The 19722-nt window shown below is 54.4% G+C and carries 19 protein-coding genes and 1 tRNA gene; 10 read left to right on the forward strand and 10 right to left on the reverse strand.

What is annotated here, in order from left to right:
- Positions 1-117 precede the first annotated feature (117 nt).
- Complete coding sequence (gene groL / locus IM304_RS07540) at positions 118-1764, reverse strand: chaperonin GroEL (RefSeq protein WP_015572446.1); 1647 nt, start codon at positions 1762-1764, stop codon at positions 118-120.
- Between the two features lie 39 nt (positions 1765-1803).
- Positions 1804-2097, reverse strand: coding sequence for a co-chaperone GroES (locus IM304_RS07545; RefSeq protein WP_003855929.1), 294 nt, complete (start codon positions 2095-2097; stop codon positions 1804-1806).
- A gap of 178 nt (positions 2098-2275) precedes the next feature.
- On the opposite strand from IM304_RS07545, the gene yjeH reads away from it, so the two are divergent.
- The gene (gene yjeH, locus IM304_RS07550) at positions 2276-3514 is read left to right on the forward strand and encodes an L-methionine/branched-chain amino acid transporter (RefSeq protein ID WP_193355546.1); all 1239 of its coding nucleotides are present in this window, start codon (positions 2276-2278) and stop codon (positions 3512-3514) included.
- A 42-nt stretch (positions 3515-3556) separates the two neighbouring features.
- Here yjeH and IM304_RS07555 read toward each other — a convergent pair whose 3' ends face one another.
- Entirely contained in the window at positions 3557-4021 is a 465-nt protein-coding gene (locus tag IM304_RS07555) for an FxsA family protein (RefSeq protein ID WP_176608913.1), read from the reverse strand.
- Between the two features lie 335 nt (positions 4022-4356).
- Between IM304_RS07555 and aspA the strand changes: the two genes are divergently transcribed.
- The 6 genes from aspA (at position 4357) to IM304_RS07585 (ending at position 10120) form a co-directional block, all read left to right on the forward strand.
- Positions 4357-5793: an aspartate ammonia-lyase gene (gene aspA, locus IM304_RS07560; RefSeq protein WP_003855923.1), complete on the forward strand. Its 1437-nt coding sequence runs from the start codon at positions 4357-4359 to the stop codon at positions 5791-5793.
- Between the two features lie 116 nt (positions 5794-5909).
- Positions 5910-7211 carry an anaerobic C4-dicarboxylate transporter gene (locus tag IM304_RS07565; RefSeq protein ID WP_193355547.1) on the forward strand — a complete coding sequence of 434 codons (1302 nt, stop codon included), beginning with the start codon at positions 5910-5912 and terminating at the stop codon, positions 7209-7211.
- Positions 7212-7324: 113 nt separating this feature from the next.
- On the forward strand, positions 7325-7648 hold the full coding sequence (gene cutA / locus IM304_RS07570) for a divalent cation tolerance protein CutA (protein WP_059354422.1): 324 nt from the start codon (positions 7325-7327) through the stop codon (positions 7646-7648).
- On the forward strand, positions 7624-9315 hold the full coding sequence (locus tag IM304_RS07575) for a protein-disulfide reductase DsbD (protein WP_193355548.1): 1692 nt from the start codon (positions 7624-7626) through the stop codon (positions 9313-9315). Before cutA ends, IM304_RS07575 begins: the two co-directional genes overlap by 25 nt.
- Before the next feature lie 49 nt (positions 9316-9364).
- On the forward strand, positions 9365-9940 hold the full coding sequence (locus tag IM304_RS07580; protein ID WP_148421810.1) for a transcriptional regulator: 576 nt from the start codon (positions 9365-9367) through the stop codon (positions 9938-9940).
- Between the two features lie 104 nt (positions 9941-10044).
- Positions 10045-10120, forward strand: a tRNA-Phe gene (locus tag IM304_RS07585).
- Between the two features lie 343 nt (positions 10121-10463).
- On the opposite strand, the gene IM304_RS07590 is transcribed toward IM304_RS07585, so the two are convergent.
- A complete protein-coding gene (locus IM304_RS07590; protein ID WP_193355549.1) occupies positions 10464-10784 on the reverse strand; it encodes a FaeA/PapI family transcriptional regulator in 321 nt (106 codons plus the stop codon).
- Between the two features lie 168 nt (positions 10785-10952).
- On the opposite strand from IM304_RS07590, the gene IM304_RS07595 reads away from it, so the two are divergent.
- From IM304_RS07595 to IM304_RS07605, 3 genes are all read left to right on the forward strand, one after another.
- A complete protein-coding gene (locus IM304_RS07595; RefSeq protein WP_193355550.1) occupies positions 10953-11681 on the forward strand; it encodes a helix-turn-helix domain-containing protein in 729 nt (242 codons plus the stop codon).
- Entirely contained in the window at positions 11674-12141 is a 468-nt protein-coding gene (locus IM304_RS07600; protein ID WP_148422630.1) for a FidL-like protein, read from the forward strand. Before IM304_RS07595 ends, IM304_RS07600 begins: the two co-directional genes overlap by 8 nt.
- A gap of 103 nt (positions 12142-12244) precedes the next feature.
- Entirely contained in the window at positions 12245-13366 is a 1122-nt protein-coding gene (locus IM304_RS07605; RefSeq protein WP_193355551.1) for an HD domain-containing protein, read from the forward strand.
- 34 nt (positions 13367-13400) lie between these two features.
- Here IM304_RS07605 and IM304_RS07610 read toward each other — a convergent pair whose 3' ends face one another.
- The 6 genes from IM304_RS07610 to IM304_RS07635 are packed head-to-tail and all read right to left on the reverse strand — an operon-like array spanning position 13401 to position 19719.
- Positions 13401-14138, reverse strand: coding sequence for an SDR family NAD(P)-dependent oxidoreductase (locus tag IM304_RS07610; protein WP_148422632.1), 738 nt, complete (start codon positions 14136-14138; stop codon positions 13401-13403).
- Position 14139: 1 nt separating this feature from the next.
- Positions 14140-14391: an acyl carrier protein gene (locus tag IM304_RS07615; protein WP_148422633.1), complete on the reverse strand. Its 252-nt coding sequence runs from the start codon at positions 14389-14391 to the stop codon at positions 14140-14142.
- Between the two features lies 1 nt (position 14392).
- Positions 14393-15181 carry a MaoC/PaaZ C-terminal domain-containing protein gene (locus tag IM304_RS07620; RefSeq protein WP_176608919.1) on the reverse strand — a complete coding sequence of 263 codons (789 nt, stop codon included), beginning with the start codon at positions 15179-15181 and terminating at the stop codon, positions 14393-14395.
- Complete coding sequence (locus IM304_RS07625) at positions 15178-16431, reverse strand: beta-ketoacyl synthase (RefSeq protein WP_148422635.1); 1254 nt, start codon at positions 16429-16431, stop codon at positions 15178-15180. Before IM304_RS07625 ends, IM304_RS07620 begins: the two co-directional genes overlap by 4 nt.
- Positions 16418-17791 (reverse strand): TolC family protein, encoded by a 1374-nt coding sequence (locus tag IM304_RS07630; protein ID WP_176608920.1) that lies wholly within the window; start codon positions 17789-17791, stop codon positions 16418-16420. Before IM304_RS07630 ends, IM304_RS07625 begins: the two co-directional genes overlap by 14 nt.
- Positions 17788-19719, reverse strand: coding sequence for an ABC transporter permease (locus IM304_RS07635; RefSeq protein WP_176608921.1), 1932 nt, complete (start codon positions 19717-19719; stop codon positions 17788-17790). The genes IM304_RS07630 and IM304_RS07635 overlap by 4 nt, the downstream gene beginning before the upstream one ends.
- Positions 19720-19722: the final 3 nt, after the last annotated feature.

The following is a 19722-nucleotide window of genomic DNA, read 5'->3' on the forward strand; positions in this document are numbered from 1 at the left end:
GACGGAATCACCTCTTCTCCGCAATGCACATCTTGTTTGAGTAACGGCTCGACGGGCAATAAAAAACCCCGGGCATCGCTGCCCGGGGTTCGTTCTGAGAGGTTCAGAACAACATGATTACATCATGCCGCCCATACCACCCATGCCGCCCATACCGCCAGCAGCACCTAAGTCAGGCGCGTCGCCTTTAGGCAGGTCGGTTACCATGCACTCGGTAGTGATCATCAGGCCAGCTACAGATGCCGCGTACTGCAGAGCAGAACGGGTAACTTTAGTTGGATCCAGGATACCGAAGTCGATCATGTTGCCGTATTCTTCCGTTGCAGCGTTGTAACCGTAGTTACCTTCACCCGCCTTCACGTTGTTCGCTACCACAGACGGCTCTTCACCGGCGTTGGATACGATCTGACGCAGAGGAGCTTCCATCGCGCGCAGCGCAACTTTGATACCCACGTTCTGGTCTTCGTTCTGAGCGGTCAGGCCAGCCAGTTTAGCGGCTACACGCACCAGCGCGACACCACCACCAGCAACCACGCCTTCTTCTACCGCAGCACGGGTCGCGTGCAGGGCATCGTCAACGCGAGCTTTCTTCTCTTTCATTTCAACTTCGGTTGCAGCACCCACTTTGATTACCGCAACGCCGCCTGCCAGTTTCGCCACGCGCTCCTGCAGTTTTTCACGGTCGTAATCGGAAGTTGCTTCTTCGATCTGCTTACGGATCTGACCAACGCGGCCCTGAATAGCGGCTTCTTCACCCACACCGTCGATGATGGTGGTGGTGTCTTTGTTGATCACAACGCGTTTCGCCTGGCCCAGGTCTTCCAGGGTCGCTTTTTCCAGCTCCATACCGATCTCTTCAGAGATCACGGTACCACCGGTCAGGGTAGCGATATCCTGCAGCATCGCTTTACGACGGTCGCCGAAGCCAGGTGCTTTAACCGCAGCCACTTTCACGATGCCGCGCATGGTGTTGACCACCAGCGTTGCCAGCGCTTCGCCTTCAACATCTTCAGCGATGATAACCAGCGGCTTGCCTGCTTTCGCAACGGCTTCCAGTACTGGCAGCATTTCGCGGATGTTGGAGATTTTCTTGTCAGCCAGCAGGATGAACGGGCTTTCCAGCTCAACGGCGCCAGTTTCTGGCTTGTTGATGAAGTATGGGGACAGGTAACCGCGGTCGAACTGCATACCTTCAACCACGTCCAGTTCGTCTTCCAGACCGGTACCGTCTTCAACGGTGATAACGCCTTCTTTACCGACTTTATCCATCGCTTCAGCGATCAGTTTACCTACGGTTTCGTCGGAGTTAGCGGAGATGGTACCAACCTGAGCAATAGCTTTAGAGTCAGAGCACGGTACGGACAGCGCTTTCAGTTCTTCAACAGCGGACGCGACAGCTTTGTCGATACCACGTTTCAGATCCATTGGGTTCATGCCCGCAGCAACAGCCTTCAGGCCTTCGGTGATGATCGCCTGCGCCAGTACGGTCGCGGTGGTGGTACCGTCACCTGCTGCATCGTTCGCTTTAGAGGCAACTTCTTTCACCATCTGCGCACCCATGTTTTCGAACTTGTCTTCCAGCTCGATTTCACGTGCAACAGAAACACCATCTTTGGTGATGGTTGGCGCACCGAAGGATTTATCCAGCACTACGTTACGGCCTTTCGGGCCCAGGGTGACTTTCACTGCGTCTGCCAGTACGTTTACGCCGCGGAGCATTTTTACACGAGCGTCGTTACCGAATTTTACGTCTTTAGCTGCCATGTTCTTATTTCCTCAAATTCGTACAGTTTCGTGCGTTAATTACGCTTCAACAATTGCCAGAATGTCGCTCTCGGACATGATCAACACTTCTTCATTGTCGATCTTCTCGGATTTCACGCCGTAGCCATCGTTGAAAATGACGATGTCACCAACTTTAACGTCCAGCGGCTGCACAGTTCCGTTTTCCAGGATGCGGCCCTTACCGACAGCGATGATTTCGCCACGCGTTGATTTTGCTGCTGCAGAACCGGTCAGAACGATACCGCCAGCAGACTTGGTTTCAACTTCTTTACGTTTGACGATCACACGATCATGTAACGGACGAATACTCATTGATAGCTCTCCTTTGAGAAAGTCATTATCAGTTATGGATGACGCCGGTCCGCATGCGGTTTTCCGGCTAGTGCCCTGAGAGATGGGGATAGCTTTTTACCCCTTCAAGGGGTAGCCGAAAAAAAATTTGCGAAAGTGTTACCATCGACTCTCTTTTGACGGTGGCAGGACGAGGTAAATGAGTGGACTCAGGCAGGAGTTGGGGCTGGCGCAGGGCATTGGCCTACTCTCAACGTCATTGTTAGGTACGGGCGTATTTGCGGTTCCCGCCCTGGCGGCGCTGGTAGCAGGAAATAACAGCCTGTGGGCGTGGCCGGTGCTTATCGTGCTGGTATTCCCGGTGGCAATCGTGTTTGCCATCCTCGGCCGGCACTTCCCGAGCGCGGGCGGCGTAGCGCATTTTGTCGGTATGGCGTTTGGTCCGCGGCTGGAGCGCGTGACCGGCTGGCTGTTTCTGTCGGTGATCCCCGTCGGCCTTCCGGCGGCCCTGCATATCGCGACCGGCTTTGGACAGGCGCTGTTTGGCTGGCACGACCACCAGCTGCTGCTGGCTGAACTGGGTACGCTGGCGATTATCTGGTGGGTCGGCTCACGCGGGGCCAGCTCAAGCGCCAATCTGCAAACGCTGGTCGCGGTGTTAATCGTCGCGCTGATCGTCGCCATCTGGCTTGCGGGCGACATTACCCTGGCGGATATTCCTTTCCCCGCGGTGAACGATATCGATCGTCCGCAGCTATTTGCTGCGTTATCCGTCATGTTCTGGTGTTTCGTCGGCCTTGAGGCGTTCGCTCACCTGGCATCCGAATTTAAACAGCCCGAGCGTGATTTTCCGCGCGCCCTGATGATTGGCCTGCTGCTGGCGGGCACCGTGTATTGGGCCTGTACGGTACTGGTGCTGCACTTCAACGCGTTCGGCGACGATAAAGCCGCCGCCGCGTCGCTGCCGGGCATCGTGGTGCAGCTGTTTGGCGTAAAAGCGTTGTGGGTGGCCTGCGTAATCGGCTATCTCGCCTGCTTTGCCAGCCTCAATATTTATATTCAGAGCTTCGCCCGGCTGGTGTGGTCTCAGGCACTTTATAAACCGGATAGCCGCCTGGCTCGCCTTTCTGCACGGCAGCTTCCGATAAATGCGCTGAATACCGTACTGGGCTGCTGCGCGGTGAGTTCCCTGGGCATTTATCTACTCGACATCAACCTTGACGCGCTGATTGTTTACGCCAACGGTATTTTCATCATGATCTACCTGCTGTGCATGCTGGCGGGCTGTCGGCTGCTGAAGGGACGCTATAAGGCGCTGGCGGCCGTCGGGTTTGCGCTGTGTCTGGTGCTACTGGCGATGGTGGGCTGGAAGAGCGTGTACGCTATCGTCGTGCTGGCGGGGCTGTGGGCGTTCTTACCGAAGCGGAGCAGTCTGTGAAATAAAGCCCGGTGGCGCAACGCTTACCGGGCTTAACATTCCTTAACGATCGTCCTTGTGATCTAAGCGGTCACGCTGGTCGTCCTTGCGCTGGTATTCCCCTTCAAAGGTATCTCCCGGCCCGGTACTGAACCCACCGCCCGGCATACGGCTGAATCGCAGATGCGGCAGCAGCTTCAGAGTCAGGTGCTTCTGCACCGGCGGCAGCAGCAACAGCAGGCCGAGGAAGTCGGTGAAGAACCCCGGCAGGATCAGCAGCAGGCCAGCAATAATCAGCGACACGCTTTTGATCATTTCGGCTGCCGGGCTTTCGCCTGCGGCCATCTTCTGCTGCATTAACAGGAAATTTTTGAAACCCTGATTACGCACCAGCGACATGCCGATGACGGAGGTGAAGATCACCAGAATCAGCGTCAGCAGGACGCCCAGCACGTGGGCAACCTGGATGAAAATCGAAATCTCAATGTAAACATAGAGAAAGAAAGCAATAAATGGTATCCAGCGCACTGGCATCTCCTGTGTGGCAGGTGCCTTCGGGCCCCTGTCTGAATGTGTTCGCGAAGCGCGTAGGTAAGAGATGGAGACGGTTAGCCAAAATTCAATCGGTTTGCACGGATATTTTTTTTGGAAATATTAAAGCGGTGACCCATTTCACAGATTAATAATTATCATGGAATCGGGTCGATAATAAGTGATCCAGCTTACGGCAATTCGCTATCATCAGCATATGATCTCGAACATCGGGCCGATTGAGGGAATAATCGTCGGTCAGAAAATATTCAAAACCACATATATACTGTGTGTTTAGTACAATCCATCGGCAGCTTGAAAAGAAGGTTCACATGTTAAACAACATTCGTATCGAAGAAGACTTGTTGGGTACCAGGGAAGTTCCAGCGGATGCCTATTATGGTGTTCATACTCTGAGAGCGATTGAAAACTTCTACATCAGCAACAGCAAAATCAGCGACATCCCTGAATTTGTGCGTGGCATGGTGATGGTAAAAAAAGCCGCGGCTCTGGCGAACAAAGAGCTGCAAACCATTCCTAAAAGCGCTGCAAATGCGATTATCGCCGCGTGCGATGAAGTGCTGAACAACGGCAAGTGCATGGATCAGTTCCCGGTTGACGTCTATCAGGGCGGCGCGGGTACCTCCGTCAACATGAACACCAACGAAGTACTGGCAAACATCGGCCTGGAACTGATGGGCCATCAGAAAGGTGAATACCAGTACCTGAACCCGAACGACCACGTTAACAAATGTCAGTCCACCAACGACGCCTACCCAACCGGCTTCCGCATCGCGGTGTATGCCTCTGTGGTGAAACTGGTGGACGCGATTAACCAGCTGGGCGATGGCTTCCAGCGTAAAGCCGTTGAGTTCCAGGACATTCTGAAAATGGGTCGTACCCAGCTTCAGGACGCGGTGCCAATGACCCTCGGCCAGGAGTTCCACGCGTTTAACGTGCTGCTGAACGAAGAGACCAAAAACCTGCTGCGCACGTCCGAACTGCTGCTGGAAGTGAACCTGGGCGCAACCGCCATCGGTACACGCCTGAACACGCCGGATGGCTATCAGCAGCTGGCGGTACAGAAGCTGGCGGAAGTGTCTAACCTGCCGGTGGTGCCTGCCGAAGACCTGATTGAAGCTACCTCCGACTGCGGCGCCTACGTGATGGTGCACAGCGCGCTGAAGCGTCTGGCGGTTAAGCTGTCCAAAATCTGTAACGACCTGCGCCTGCTCTCCTCCGGCCCGCGCGCTGGCCTGAACGAAATCAACCTGCCAGAGCTGCAGGCGGGTTCTTCCATTATGCCAGCCAAGGTGAACCCGGTGGTGCCAGAAGTGGTGAACCAGGTTTGCTTCAAGGTTATTGGTAACGACACCACCGTCACCATGGCTTCTGAAGCCGGTCAGCTGCAGCTGAACGTTATGGAGCCGGTGATTGGCCAGGCGATGTTTGAATCCATTCATATCCTGACTAACGCCTGCTACAACCTGCTGGAAAAATGCATCAACGGCATCACCGCCAATAAAGAGGTGTGCGAAGGCTACGTGTACAACTCAATCGGGATCGTCACTTACCTCAACCCGTTCATCGGCCACCACAACGGCGACATCGTCGGGAAGATTTGTGCCGAAACCGGTAAGAGCGTGCGTGAGGTCGTTCTCGAGCGAGGATTGTTGACCGAAGCCGAACTGGACGATATCTTCTCCGCCCAGAACCTGATGCACCCGGCGTATAAAGCGAAACGATATACCGATGAAAGCGAACAGTAACCGTTCAGGCTAAGCTTCCGAAAGGCACGTCACTTGTGACGTGCCTTTTTTCTTTATGGGCGTTACCAAAACACAACAATTCAATATCAACTTGTTAATGAGCAAGGCAGGTCTTTATGTTTGGAGCAGAACTCGTCATCGTCCTGTTGGCGATTTATTTGGGAGCAAGACTCGGGGGTATCGGCATCGGTTTTGCCGGCGGTCTCGGTGTGCTCGTACTTACCCTTATCTTTCAGATTAAACCCGGCGCCATCCCGTTTGACGTTATCGAAATCATCATGGCGGTTATTGCCGCTATCGCGGCCATGCAGGTCGCTGGCGGTATGGACTACCTGGTGAGTCTGGCGGAGCGTATGCTGCGTCGCCATCCTAAATACATTACCTTCCTTGCCCCGCTGGTGACCTGGTTTATGACCATTCTCGCCGGTACTGGCCACACCGCCTTCTCCACGCTGCCGGTGATCACCGAAGTGGCGAAAGAGCAGGGTATTCGCCCATCCCGCCCGCTTTCTATTGCCGTGGTGGCATCCCAGATTGCAATCACCGCGTCGCCTATTTCCGCGGCCGTGGTCTTCTTCGCGGGTATTCTTGAGCCGATGGGCGTGAGCTACCTGACGCTGCTGGCAATTTGCATTCCGGTGACGCTGATTGCGGTAATGATCACCGCCGTGCTGTGCAACTTCCTCGGTGCCGAGCTGAAAGACGATCCGGTTTACCAGGAGCGTCTGGCAAAAGGCGAAGTGAGCCTGCGCGGTAGCCAGGTCTTCAGGCTGAAGCCGCAAGCAAAACGCTCCGTACTGCTGTTCCTGATTGGTATCGTCGCCGTCATGTTCTACGCGACCGCCATCAGCGACACGGTAGGCCTCATTCAGAACCCGGTTCTGCCGCGTAACGAAGCGATTGTCGTGTTCATGCTGACCATCGCAACGCTGATTAGCATCACCTGCAAAATCGACACCAGCGAAGTGCTGAACGCCAGCACCTTCAAATCCGGTATGAGCGCCTGCGTGTGCGTACTGGGCGTGGCGTGGCTTGGTGACACCTTCGTAAAAGCGCACATCAGCGATATCCAGACCGTGGCAGGCGACCTGCTGCACAACTATCCGTGGCTGCTGGCGGTGGTGCTGTTCTTTGCCGCGACGCTGCTGTACTCCCAGGCGGCGACCACCAAAGCGCTGATGCCTGCGGCACTGATGCTGGGCGTTACGCCGCTGACGGCGATTGCCTCTTTCGCGGCCGTTTCCGCCCTGTTCGTTCTGCCCACCTATCCAACCCTGCTCGCCGCGGTTGAGATGGATGACACCGGCTCAACCCGTATCGGTAAATACGTGTTTAACCACGCGTTCCTTATCCCGGGCGTGGTGGCGATTACGCTTTGCGTGGTCCTCGGCTTTATCATCGGCGGCATTGTGCTGTAAACGGTTAGCCGTTGTAAAAATAGTTAAAATTGGGCCGCTCTGCGGCCCGTTTCATTAATGACCAGACGCCTTGCGTGATATAGTGAAGACTTTCGTGATGAGGAGGTCAGCTTGTGAACACGCCTGATGCTGTTGTTGTACTGTGTACCGCCCCTGATGAAGCTTCTGCCCAGGATCTCGCCGCCAAAGCGTTGGCCGAAAAACTGGCTGCCTGCGTCACGCTGCTTCCCGGCGCTACCTCCCTTTATTACTGGGAAGGCAAGCTGGAGCAGGAGTATGAAGTCCAGATGTTGCTTAAAACCAATCTGACAAATCAGCAGGCGCTCCTCGACTGCCTCAAGTCTCATCATCCATACCAAACCCCGGAACTGCTGGTGCTGCCAGTGGTCCACGGCGATAACGACTATCTCTCATGGCTCAACGCTTCCTTACGCTGATCCTGCTGCTGTGCAGCACGTCAGTTTTTGCCGGGTTGTTTGACGCGCCCGGCCGTTCGAACTTTATTCCTGCCGACCAGGCGTTCGTTTTTGACTTCCAGCAGAACCAGCACGAGCTCAGCCTCACCTGGCAGGTAAAAGAGGGGTACTACCTCTACCGCAAGCAGGTCAGCATCACGCCGGCAAAGGCTAACGTCGGTGCATTGCAGATGCCCGCGGGCGAGTGGCACGAGGACGAGTTCTACGGTAAAAGCGAAATCTATCGTCAGCGCTTAAGCGTACCCGTCACGGTGAACCAGGCGGATAAAGGCGCTACGCTGACGGTGACCTATCAGGGCTGTGCCGACGCCGGATTCTGCTATCCGCCGGAAACGAAGGTCGTACCGCTCAGCGAAGTGAAAGCGGCTGTCGCCGTTTCTCCGCCCCCCTCCGGCGAGAGGAGCGAAGGCAATACAGACCTTCCGTTCTCAGCGCTTTGGGCCTTACTGATTGGCATTGGCATCGCCTTTACCCCCTGCGTGCTGCCGATGTACCCGCTTATCTCTGGCATCGTGCTGGGCGGCAGACAACGTCTTTCCACCGCCCGCGCGCTGCTTTTGGCCTTTATCTACGTGCAGGGCATGGCATTAACCTATACGGCGCTTGGCCTGGTGGTCGCCGCTGCCGGATTGCAGTTCCAGGCTGCGCTTCAGCATCCTTATGTGCTTATTGGGCTGTCAGCGGTATTTGTCCTGCTGGCGCTGTCGATGTTTGGTCTGTTCACCCTGCAGCTGCCCTCTTCCCTGCAAACCCGCCTGACGCTGATGAGCAATCACCAGCAGGGCGGCTCTGCGGGCGGGGTATTCGCCATGGGGGCTATCGCAGGGCTGATTTGTTCTCCCTGCACCACCGCGCCGCTGAGCGCCATCCTGCTGTACATTGCGCAGAGCGGCAACATGTGGCTCGGCGGCGGAACGCTGTACCTCTACGCGCTGGGCATGGGCCTGCCGCTGATTCTGGTGACGGTGTTTGGCAATCGCCTGCTGCCGAAGAGCGGCCCGTGGATGGAGACGGTGAAAACTGCATTCGGTTTTGTCATTCTGGCGCTGCCGGTGTTCCTGCTGGAGCGTATCATCGGTGACGCCTGGGGCATTCGCCTGTGGGCGATGCTTGGCGTGGCCTTCTTCAGCTGGGCGTTCATCGTCAGCCTCGGGGCGAAAAAACCGTGGATGCGTCTGGTGCAAATTCTTCTGCTGGCCGCCGCGCTGGTAAGCGTTCGTCCTTTGCAGGACTGGGCGTTCGGCACCCCGAGTGCCCAGGCGCAGGCGCATCTGAATTTCACCCCGGTTAAAAACGTGGATGACCTCAACCACGCACTGGCACAGGCGAAAGGTAAACCGGTCATGCTCGACCTCTATGCCGACTGGTGCGTGGCCTGCAAGGAGTTTGAAAAATACACCTTCAGCGATCCGCAGGTACAACGCGCCCTGAACGACACAGTTCTGCTTCAGGCAAACGTAACCGCCAACAGCGCGCAGGATAAAGCCCTGCTGAAGCAGCTTAACGTGCTCGGCCTGCCTACCATCCTTTTCTTCGATGCAGAGGGAAATGAGCAGCCAGCGCAGCGCGTAACCGGGTTTATGGACGCAACGGCTTTCAGCGCGCATTTGCGCAATCGCCAACCGTAAACAACACTTTAGACGGGACAAACCGTTGGGAATAGCGGAGGAGATAACCGTGCAACGCGAAGACGTACTGGGACAAGCCCTGCAATTACTTGAGATTCAAGGGATCGCCAGCACCACGCTTGAGATGGTCGCCGACCGTATCGATTACCCTCTGGATGAACTTAAGCGCTTCTGGCCGGATAAAGAGGCGCTGCTTTACGATGCCCTGCGCTATCTCAGCCAGCAGGTAGATATCTGGCGCAGGCAGCTATTGTTGAACGAAGAGCTGAGCACAGAGCAAAAGCTGCTGGCGCGCTATACCGCGCTGACGGAGTGTGTAAGCAACAACCGCTATCCCGGCTGCCTGTTTATCGCCGCCTGCACCTACTTTCCCGATCCTGGACACCCTGTTCATCAGCTGGCCGATCGGCAAAAACGAGCTGCGTATGAGTTCACGCACGAGCTGCTGACCACGCTTGAAGTGGATGACCCGGCAATGGTGGCGAAGCAGATGGAGCTGGTCCTGGAAGGTTGCCTGAGCCGTATGCTGGTGAACCGTAGTCAGGCGGACGTGGATACGGCGCACCGTCTGGCGGAAGATATCCTGCGGTTTGCTCAGTGTCGTGCGGGCGGGGCGTTAACGTAAGCGTCCCCAGAAGCCAGCACATTGCCGTAAAGTTGAGCAGTTAAACCGCTTTTTCTGAATTAGTATTGACGATCTCACGTGATTGCGGTTTAATGCGCTCCGTTGCCCGGATAGCTCAGTCGGTAGAGCAGGGGATTGAAAATCCCCGTGTCCTTGGTTCGATTCCGAGTCCGGGCACCACTATTCAAAGAACCCAGCCTATGGCTGGGTTTTTGCTTTTCTGTTCCAGCTAAATCTCGCCTCTTTCCCTGTTTCCTTACAACGGCACGTCTAATTTCAGTCATGCACTATGGTAACGCCAAAATAGTTGCCCGTGTACACTATACATCGGGCATGAGGGCAAGCTTAAACGAAGAGAATAAAACATAATTGCCATTATGCAGGAACATTAAAACTTTATTGGGAATTTTCTTAAGACTTTGCGAGATTATAATTAGTATTTATCAACTCCTTTAGCTTATCTATTTGACTTCCCGTACTATGTTGCAAATGAAAATACCCCTTGTTAGAATACCGACATAATTTATGTGGTCTCCTTTGACAAAAACCACCGATGATGCTTTTGCATTTTATCCCGCATAACCTGACCATATTTTTCAAGCGGAAGCAGCAAGTGTCTCACTTTATAAATTGAAATACCGCACAGATCGGCAAGTTCTCTGGTCGACAAGCCGCGCGTGCTATGGTCTTTTAATAAATTGAGTATCAATATTTGTTCGGGCCCTCTGATCATCGCCAGACCACTTATTCCCATTTCCGCCGCTAACATTTGCAGATTGTCATGAGGTGCGTTGTAACCTGGATGTACTGCACCCGGGTTGTATGAACACTGTGGGAGTTTCATCGTCGACTCCTTGGTTTTGAAGGAGTTAGCAGTATGTATCCCCCTGAGTCAATCAGCAACATTAGCTTCAGATGAGCGCAAAAACAGGATTTTTATCTGACATTCATAATGTTTTATCAAATTGAGTCGGTATGTTAGGGGAAAGTAAGGCTAAGGGAGAGGATCGACATGAGGTTCGATATTGAGGGATTCATCACTTTTGATACGGAGGAGGCATCCCTCCTTAACTTACTGACCGGGGATAGCGTTGAATTATCCCAAACCTCGACACGTCTGCTGGCTGAATTACTCAATCACCAGGGCGATATCCTTTCGCGAAATGAAATTTTCCAGTCCGTATTTGATAAATATGGTGCCAGAGCGTCAAACAGTAATCTGAATCAATATATCTCAACGTTACGCCGAAACCTCAGCGATCTAGGCGTTGAGAAAGAGATCATTACCACAGTTCCTCGTATTGGTTTTAAGATTGCGGACGATGCCATTATCCACAACGATCGCGAGTATCGCCCCCCCTTTCTTGAGGAAAAGATACCCAAACCGACACTCAGAACGCCGCATTTATCCATTTTTCAGCGGGCAGGCAGAATAGCTATTCTGGCCTTTGCTTTTATTCTTCTCTTAATCAAGCCGGTGGCCTTCAAATCAGACACTGACGTTCAAAAAATGATTGAGGATCAATGCATCATTTTCATGTCTCCTGCCCTGTCACTGCGCGAGGTGCAAAGTAGTTTTGACTTTACCTCCCAAAAGTTCGACTGCTCGCATCCAAAGGAGCTGTACGTCTACAAGAAACAGGTAAAAGGAACCCTGGGTAATATTATGCAACTGCTGCTCATCGAGTGTAATAAAGACAGTTGCGTAAGTTTTTATTACAGAGAAAAAAACAATGTCTAAACGCCTCCTTTTCCTTATAGTCATCGTCGGTCTGGCCCTGATCGGCATGGTTTACGCTCTTACCAGGCCTACGGCTTTCTCGTGCGAATCTCAGTTTTCTGTCTTGCAAAGCATCAACGAAGATAACATCCGTGCAGAAGGACTCATTTTTTTTAACATGACAGACGACGTTATCCTTATCAACATTGATGGTCTTCTTTCACACAATAACAAAAAATATCTAATCTCTCGCACGCTTAAGATTAGCTATAAAGCTTATAATACTAAAGCGCACCTGTATAAGATAACGCATATTAACATTCAGCGTGACAATACAGATAACGTCGACGATAAGATTGCCATAAACCTGCTGTTTGGCAAAGGCCCTGACGGGAAGCTCATTTATCTTAACAAACTTAATAATAATACAATACTCTTTGGTAACCACACATTTCCGCAGTATGGTTGCAAACGAAAATAATTCGTGTGGTTTTCTTTAACGAAGCGCAGCGTAAATTAATTTTCTTAATATCATGAATATAAACCTAATAGAATTACTGGGTTGCATCTCAAAAATAATAGATATGATCAATCCTCGACTCAACTTGCATCATGTCCGAACGGCATATATTGCCTGGCATCTTGCCCGTGAATCGCAGTTAACGTCTGCGCAATGTCGGAAGACCCTGCTCGCAGCCCTGCTTCATGATATCGGCGGGCTTAACGAGGAATCACGACTGCAGCCCATAAGCTATTACGATAATGAATTCAATAACCATGCTGCTGTGGGCGCGGAACTGCTGGCGACCGTGCCGCTGCTGGCCCCCCTTAAGACCATTGTCCGTTATCATCATATTCCCTGGGAAAATGGCAAAGGCGCGAGTGTTAATGGTGCAAAAACGCCAAAAGAAAGCCATATCATCTTTCTGGCTGATCGACTGGACGTATTAATTGCTCAATACCGTACCAGCGATATAATCACGGCCAAAGATGAAATCATAGACATTATTTCCAGTGGAGAAGATACCCTGTTTAAACCAGACTATATCCGAGCATTCCGTCGAATGACAAACAGCGCGTTTTTTTGGCGAATAATTGAATCAACAGAATTTCATGACTATATTCAGGATATCCCTCGTATAAATAATGACTCCGTTTCGTTACATAATTTCCGCGATATTGCCGGGATGCTGGCATTTATAATTGACGGCTTCAGCCATCATGGCGTCCAGCACTCTCTGGTGGCCGGACGAATCTCGGGATACCTCGCAAAAAAAATGGGTATCCCACCGGAACAATGTCTGAAAATTGAAACAGGTGGATTGCTGCATAACCTTGCTTCTCTGGCACAGTGCGATGCAACGGCGCATGCCGACGGGGGGAGTGCCGTCTGGAATGAGCTCTGTTCCATTGAAGCTATAAGAGACATTGCGCGCTGGTGTCAGATTCAAAAAACCGTTGTTGCTAAATCTGGCTGTCCGCAGGAAGTGATGATTATGAAAGCCAGCATCTGGCTGGCGTCACTGTTGCAGGGGGTTACGTTATCATCGGAGTTTAAAGCGCGCGTCGGGGAAACGGCGGAAATCGCGCCAGAGCTGGCAGGCATAGTGCAGCAACACAGTGCGGTTTTATTGCAGATCTTTCAGGAGTCCGTTAAGGAACGACGCGCTCTGGTGCAACGCATTAACCAGCTTAGCCAGCCATGAACCGCGAGAAGCCTCTTCTCGCGGTTGTTGTTCCTCAGGCGGATAACCCACCGTCCAGTACCAGCGTCTGCCCGGTGAGGTAACTGCTTCCTTCTCCGATCAGAAAAGCTACGGCACGCGCTACGTCCTGCGTTCGTCCCAGACGCCGCAAGGGAATATTCTGCCGCATGGCTTTCAGCCGTGTTTCAGGAATAGCCTGAACCATTTCACCATCAATCAGGCCTGGAGCCAGACAGTTAACCCGAATGCCAAAGCGCCCTACTTCCCGCGCCAGTGAACGCGTGAGGCCGATCATTGCCGCCTTACTGGCCGCATAGGCCGTCTGCCCACTGTTGCCCTTTATGGCCGTCACGGACGACATAAAGACGATTGCACCACTTCCCTGCATCATCATCGCTGGCAGCAGGATCCGATTCCAGTTCACGACAGCAACAAGATTGTTTTCCAGCACCTCATGCCAGTCGCGTGCTTTCTGGTGAATATGCAGCGCATCAATGGTCATTCCGGCGTTGTGAATAATTGCAGAGGGCGCGCCGAACTCACTGAGCAATGACGTCGCTAACTTCTCGACTCCAGCTTCGTCACTTCCATCGCAGCGGTAGCCTTTAACCCAGTTTGACGTACTGCGGCTGCGCGCGTATTGCAGCGTGCGGTCAATGCCGGCCATATTTCGACCGGTGAAGACGATATTCCACTCAGGCAACAGGTGGTTCACCAGGCTCTGACCAATTCCCCGGCTGCCTCCGGTGATCAACATCCATTTCTTCTCCATCTTAGCCTGCCATTTCCTGTGCAATCAGCATGCTCAGGTCGCGAAGCGTGACGGGTGGTTTTGTCATAAACATGTCAGCAGTGAGCGTTACGTTAAACTCACGTTTCGCCAGCACCATCAACTCCACATAGTCCAGGCTATCTGGTTCCAGTTCAGCCAGCGTCGTCTCAGGCGTGAGGGCTTCCGGTGCCAGATCTTTCGCATCGCAGAGCATTTCAGCGATGCTGTCGTAGATGGTTTCATATTGGCTCATGTTATTTTCCTTTTGTCAGGGCGCCGATTTTTAGCGTCACGGCACTGCTAATGTAGCGTTGTTGATAATGCGTACGCGCAGCGATTCTCACCGCTGCGCCATTTACCAGGTCGCCGACCACCACGGCGGGCAGCGTTTCAATTTCCAGGCTTTCTGAAAATGGCTCCGTAGACCAGGGTTCCAGCAGATGAGAGTCGAAGATAACCTCCTGATGGGTCTGTACTACGTGAAATCGGGAAAACAGCATATCCAGCGAGTGGCAGACCGGCAGGATGGCCGCGATGGCCTGCTGACGCAGCAGCGCGCTATCCTGAAGAAGGTGACGAAACAGCAGCGCATCAAGAAAATGCCACTGCCGGGCATCGGGTAACAGGGGTAAAAAGGTCTGATGCAGAGCAACAATTGTCGATGCACCCAGCTCCCGCTGGCTTTTTTCGTGTTCAATGGCAAAGAGATTTACCGGCGCGATTTGGCACGAGAGGTAATGCTCTTTTGCAGAAAGATCGCGCACAAAAGCAGCATCACGCTTATTCACGTCGCGCATCATCAGGTAGGCGGTATCGCGCCACAGCGGTCGGCGAAAACGTACGGTACACTTGAGAAAGGGGGCGCTGGTGGCCATAGGGCTGATAAACCGTTTCACATCCAGCGCGGCACGCATACCATGTACGCTGAGCTGATTTCCGCCACGCGCTTTCACCCACGCTTTATCAAAATGCACAGGATTATAATCTCCCGAAAACGCAGCCCACTGACGCGCATCCAGCTGGCTGTAACACAGCGTCCTCATGCGTGCTTCTCCAGAATCAGTGCCGCGTTTGCGCCACCAAAACCAAAGCTCAGGTTCAGCGTTCTGCGGATGTTACCGGCACGATGGCCTTCAATGACGTAATCCAGATCGCAGCGTTCATCCGCCTGCTGATAGTTGGTCGTCGCGGGAATGATACCGTGGCCGATAGCCTGTAAGCAGACGATGCTCTCAAACGTACCTGCGGCAGAAATTAAGTGCCCGGTGTACGATTTGGTGCTGGAAACCGGGATAGACCAGGCCGCATCGCCCAGCGCCATTTTCAGCGACTGCGTTTCATTGATATCATTGAGGGGAGTCGAGGTGCCGTGCGCGTTGATATAGTCCAGCTGCTCAGGCTGTAGTCCCGCCTGTTGCAGTACACAGGTGATGGTGTGCTCGCGAGCGAGGCAATCCTCCGCGGGAGACGTAAAATCCCAGGCATCTGAGAAATTGGCGTAACCGGTGACTTCGCCCAAAATCGTCGCTCCGCGCGCAATCGCCCCCTCACGCTCCTCAAGGCACAGCACCGCCGCGCCTTCAGACAATACGAATCCGCTACGATGGGCGCTGAACGGGCAACTGGCACGTTGAGGATCTGACGCCTCTTTACTCAGCGCCCCCAGCACGTCAATGTTCCAGATCGCACAGTGGCTTGTCAGAGATTCTCCGGCCCCTGCAAGCATCATCTGCGCCCTGCCGCTGCGGATCACTTCATACGCTTCACCAATAGCAATAGTTCCCGTCGCACAGGCAGCGACTACCGTATTCTGATAGCCATTTAGCCCCCAAAATTGACTACAGGCAGCGGTGGTAACGCTTGGCATGGAATAAAAACAGGTAAACGGAGAGGCGAGCCCTCTTGTCGCAAACTCACTCTGTGCATGGTAGCTTTCGTCCAGCCCTCCCCAACCGGTGCCCATGATCGCGCCGCAGTCTAAAGGGCTGTAGAATTCCTGCGGTGGCTCACCGCCAAAGGCCATTGCCATGGCCTGACGAGCCGCACCGAGCGTAAGCCGGGCAAAGCGTGGCAGCCGACGCCGTACCACGGCAGGAACGCCGCTCAGGCTCGGTTCGTTGTCCACCAGCCCCAGAAAGTAGGTTTTAATATTCCGCGCCGAGTTATCGACATAGCGATAGCCCAGGCGATAACGCATGATTGCCTGCCAGCTCTCATCTGCCGTGGCGCCAAGTGGGGTGACCGCACCATACCCGGTCACCACCACCCGCTTATATCCATCATTTCGCTTCATGTCTTATCATCCTGTATTGCGTGTCGCCTCCCTGTGCCAGCCAGAGCTGCAGCGTGGCGTAGAGGTAGTCGTATTGAGCCTGCGCAAGGGCATTCTCCAGGTTCAGCCGATCGTCCTGCGCGTTTAACAGCGTCTGAAAATCCACCGCCCCTGCGCGATAACGGCTTTGCGTCAGGGATAAACGCCGCTCGCTGAGGGTCAGCGACTGGTGAAGCCGAACGCGTTGTTCCTCAGCGCTCGATCGGTTTTCCATGGCATCGTCCACTTCGGCGAGTGCGCTGTAGGCGGTAGCGCGAAAAGCGATGGCTGCCTGTTTTATTGCTAAATCTGCCTGCGTGATGGTGAGCTGTCGGGTATTCCACTGAATAAAGGGCAGCGTCAGCGCGGTGCCCGTTGTGCGTATAGGATCGTGGAACCACTGGCTAAAGATCTGACTTCCGGCATTCAGGGAAGCATCAAGAGAAAGCGCGGGATAGAACTGCAATCGCGCCGCGTCATAGCCTGCCAGTGCTGCTCGCAGGCGGGACTCAGCAGCCTGAATATCAGGCCGGCGGGCAATCACCCGCAGCGGGGTATGTTGTGCAACTGGAACCTGCTGATTCACATCCAGCACGGTCGCTTCATCCGCGTGCTGTTCTGCCGGTCTGTTGAGCAACAGCGCCAGCGCATTGCGGGCGTTCTGCCGCTGCTGGTTCAGGAGGCGTAATTGATTCTGCCGCGTCAGCAGCGCCTGTCGGGATTGCAGTACATCAAGCTGACCGACCTTCCCTGCGTTGAACCATGATACGACCTGCTCAACGGTCTGCTGCGAGATTGCCAGACCGGCACGCTGATTACGGATCTGCTGGTTATAGAGGGCGATCCGCCAGTAAAGCTGAGCGGTGGTGCTGATGGTAGAAAGCACCGTTGCATGATAATCCTGCTCGCTCGCCAACGCCTGCCACTCGCTTTGCTCACGAATACGCGCCAGTTTTCCCCACAGATCCAGCTCCCAGGCGATGGAAATACCGCTGCTGTAGCTCTCCTGAGACGCCCCCCCGCTACGTACATTTTTGACGTTACTGGCCGCGCCGCTAATCGTGACGGCAGGCGTCATGTTAGTGTGGGTGAGCCCCGCCGTTACGCGCGCCTGCTGCAACGCGATCGCCGCCGCAGCCAGATCGTTATTGCTTACCAGCACCTGTTCAATCACCCGCGCTAATCGGGGATCGTCAAAACGCCAGCGGCTTTCAGCATTCTTATCCATTGCCGCAGGCCACTGGGTGGGCAACGACAGCAGCGGGCGCTGGAAGTCGCTGCGGGTTAATGCACCACATCCCGTCAGAAGTAACAGCATCGATAGCATCAGAAGACTTTTCATTCTCGGGCCAGCGCCTCGGTGGGATTGAGGCGGGCCGCGCTGCGCGCCGGAAAATAGCCAAACGTCAGGCCGATCAATGCGGAGAAGCCGCAGGCCAACAGCACCGGGAAAAGAGTAAAAACCATTGGGAACGCGTCGGTCACACAGGCGAAAAGCAGCCCAACTAACCACGATCCGAAAACCCCTGCCAGGCCTCCAAGGGCGCAAATCATCACTGCCTCAATCAGAAACTGGTTGAGGATGTCTGAGGGGCGTGCACCAACAGACAAGCGGATCCCAATCTCGTGTGTCCGTTCCGTCACCGACACCAGCATGATATTCATCACCCCGACGCCGCCCACCAGCAGGGAGATTGCCGCAATCGCGGTTATCAGCAGCGACATAGAGTCAGAGGTTTTCTGCATGGCGTTCGCCAGCCGATCGTCAGTCTGAACAAAGAAATCTTTGCGCCCATGCTCACGCAGCAGATGATGTTCCACACGCCGTGCCGCCTCATGCGGGTCCAGAGGCGGCTGAAAACGCAGAACCAGGGATTCCAGCGGTTTTTCACCCGTAAGCCGCTGCTGCAAGGCAGTATGAGGTACCCATGCGGCCATAAACCCACCCACCACTTTTGGTCCGGGGCGAGATGCAACACCGATCACCCGCCATGGCGCACCGGCAATCTGCACGATCTCGTTGAGCGGATCTTCTCCACCGGGAAACAGCGTATCGCGACCGGTTTCATCGAGGATCAGAACCGGTTCACCTTCAGCAACATCGCGCGCGGTAAAACCGCTACCCTGCACAAACCGCAGACCTTGCAGGGTGAAAAAGTCCTGCGAAACGCCGGACAGCAACATTGAGGAGTCTAAGCCCTTGCGAACGGCCAGCATGGTGGTGCTGATGACCGGCGAAACGCCCATAATCCAGGGAAGAGCCTGCAGGCTGCGCACGTCGTCCAGCGACAGCGCGCGCGCCATGTCCGGGCGCGTGTTGCCCCATCCGGTGCCGGGTCGGATCTCCAGCGTTGTGTTTCCCAGCTTGCCGATCTCATTCATGATCGCCTGCCGGGCGCCTTCGCCTGCCGCCATTGATGACACAACTGACGCAATACCGATGATGATCCCCAGCATAGAGAGAAACGCACGCAACCGGTGCCCGAGCAACGAACGCCAGGCCATGCGGACAGATTCGTGAAGGCGACGATGTAACGACGCGCGCCCGTTATCCTGCTCCGGCAACGGAACAGACGCATGAGCAGCGGTGTGCTGGACGTCGCTGATAAGTCGTCCGTCTCCGATCTCGATAGTGCGCTGTGCCTGCCGGGCGACGTCGCGATCGTGGGTAACGATAATCACCGTATGCCCTGCCCTGTGCAGTTGGTGGAATACCTCCATTAGCGCCTTGCCGCTGAGGCTGTCGAGCGCACCGGTAGGTTCATCCGCCAGGATGACATGCGCGCCGTTAATCAGCGCCCGGCAAACGCTCACTCGCTGCTGCTGACCACCGGAAAGCTGGGCAGGACGGTGCTGTAGCCGGTCTTCCAGCCCAAGCTGACGCGCAAGTCTGTGCGTGCGTGCGTGACGTTCCTGTTCAGGCATGGCGGTATACAGCGCAGGGATAGCAATATTTTCTTCCGCCGTCAGATAGGGCATCAGGTGGTACCGCTGGAAAATGAATCCCAGATAGCGACTGCGCAGGTCGGCCAGATGAAGGCTGTCAGCGTTATGTACCGGCGTGCCGTTTATCAGTACCTCGCCCGAGGAAGGCCTGTCCAGGCAACCAATAATATTCATCAGCGTGGACTTTCCCGAGCCGGACGCCCCCACGATCGCTACCATCTCCCCGGGATAGATGGTCAGTGAAATATTGTTCAACGCCGCCAGCGTTTGCGTTCCTGCATGAAAGGTACGGCAGACCCGCCGTAGCACGATAATCGGCTCCATCCG

Origin of the sequence: Enterobacter cloacae complex sp. P40C2, assembly GCF_014930695.1 — a bacterium.
GTDB lineage: Bacteria > Pseudomonadota > Gammaproteobacteria > Enterobacterales > Enterobacteriaceae > Enterobacter > Enterobacter pasteurii.

Coding starts and splice junctions, on each gene's coding strand:
- groL (WP_015572446.1), bottom strand. CDS start 1,764: ATGGCAGCTAAAGACGTAAAATTCGGTAACGACGCTCGTGTAAAAATG.
- IM304_RS07545 (WP_003855929.1), bottom strand. CDS start 2,097: ATGAGTATTCGTCCGTTACATGATCGTGTGATCGTCAAACGTAAAGAA.
- yjeH (WP_193355546.1), top strand. CDS start 2,276: ATGAGTGGACTCAGGCAGGAGTTGGGGCTGGCGCAGGGCATTGGCCTA.
- aspA (WP_003855923.1), top strand. CDS start 4,357: ATGTTAAACAACATTCGTATCGAAGAAGACTTGTTGGGTACCAGGGAA.
- IM304_RS07565 (WP_193355547.1), top strand. CDS start 5,910: ATGTTTGGAGCAGAACTCGTCATCGTCCTGTTGGCGATTTATTTGGGA.
- IM304_RS07575 (WP_193355548.1), top strand. CDS start 7,624: ATGGCTCAACGCTTCCTTACGCTGATCCTGCTGCTGTGCAGCACGTCA.
- IM304_RS07590 (WP_193355549.1), bottom strand. CDS start 10,784: ATGAAACTCCCACAGTGTTCATACAACCCGGGTGCAGTACATCCAGGT.
- IM304_RS07595 (WP_193355550.1), top strand. CDS start 10,953: ATGAGGTTCGATATTGAGGGATTCATCACTTTTGATACGGAGGAGGCA.
- IM304_RS07600 (WP_148422630.1), top strand. CDS start 11,674: ATGTCTAAACGCCTCCTTTTCCTTATAGTCATCGTCGGTCTGGCCCTG.
- IM304_RS07605 (WP_193355551.1), top strand. CDS start 12,245: ATGATCAATCCTCGACTCAACTTGCATCATGTCCGAACGGCATATATT.
- IM304_RS07610 (WP_148422632.1), bottom strand. CDS start 14,138: ATGGAGAAGAAATGGATGTTGATCACCGGAGGCAGCCGGGGAATTGGT.
- IM304_RS07615 (WP_148422633.1), bottom strand. CDS start 14,391: ATGAGCCAATATGAAACCATCTACGACAGCATCGCTGAAATGCTCTGC.
- IM304_RS07620 (WP_176608919.1), bottom strand. CDS start 15,181: ATGAGGACGCTGTGTTACAGCCAGCTGGATGCGCGTCAGTGGGCTGCG.
- IM304_RS07625 (WP_148422635.1), bottom strand. CDS start 16,431: ATGAAGCGAAATGATGGATATAAGCGGGTGGTGGTGACCGGGTATGGT.
- IM304_RS07630 (WP_176608920.1), bottom strand. CDS start 17,791: ATGAAAAGTCTTCTGATGCTATCGATGCTGTTACTTCTGACGGGATGT.
- IM304_RS07635 (WP_176608921.1), bottom strand. CDS start 19,719: ATGGAGCCGATTATCGTGCTACGGCGGGTCTGCCGTACCTTTCATGCA.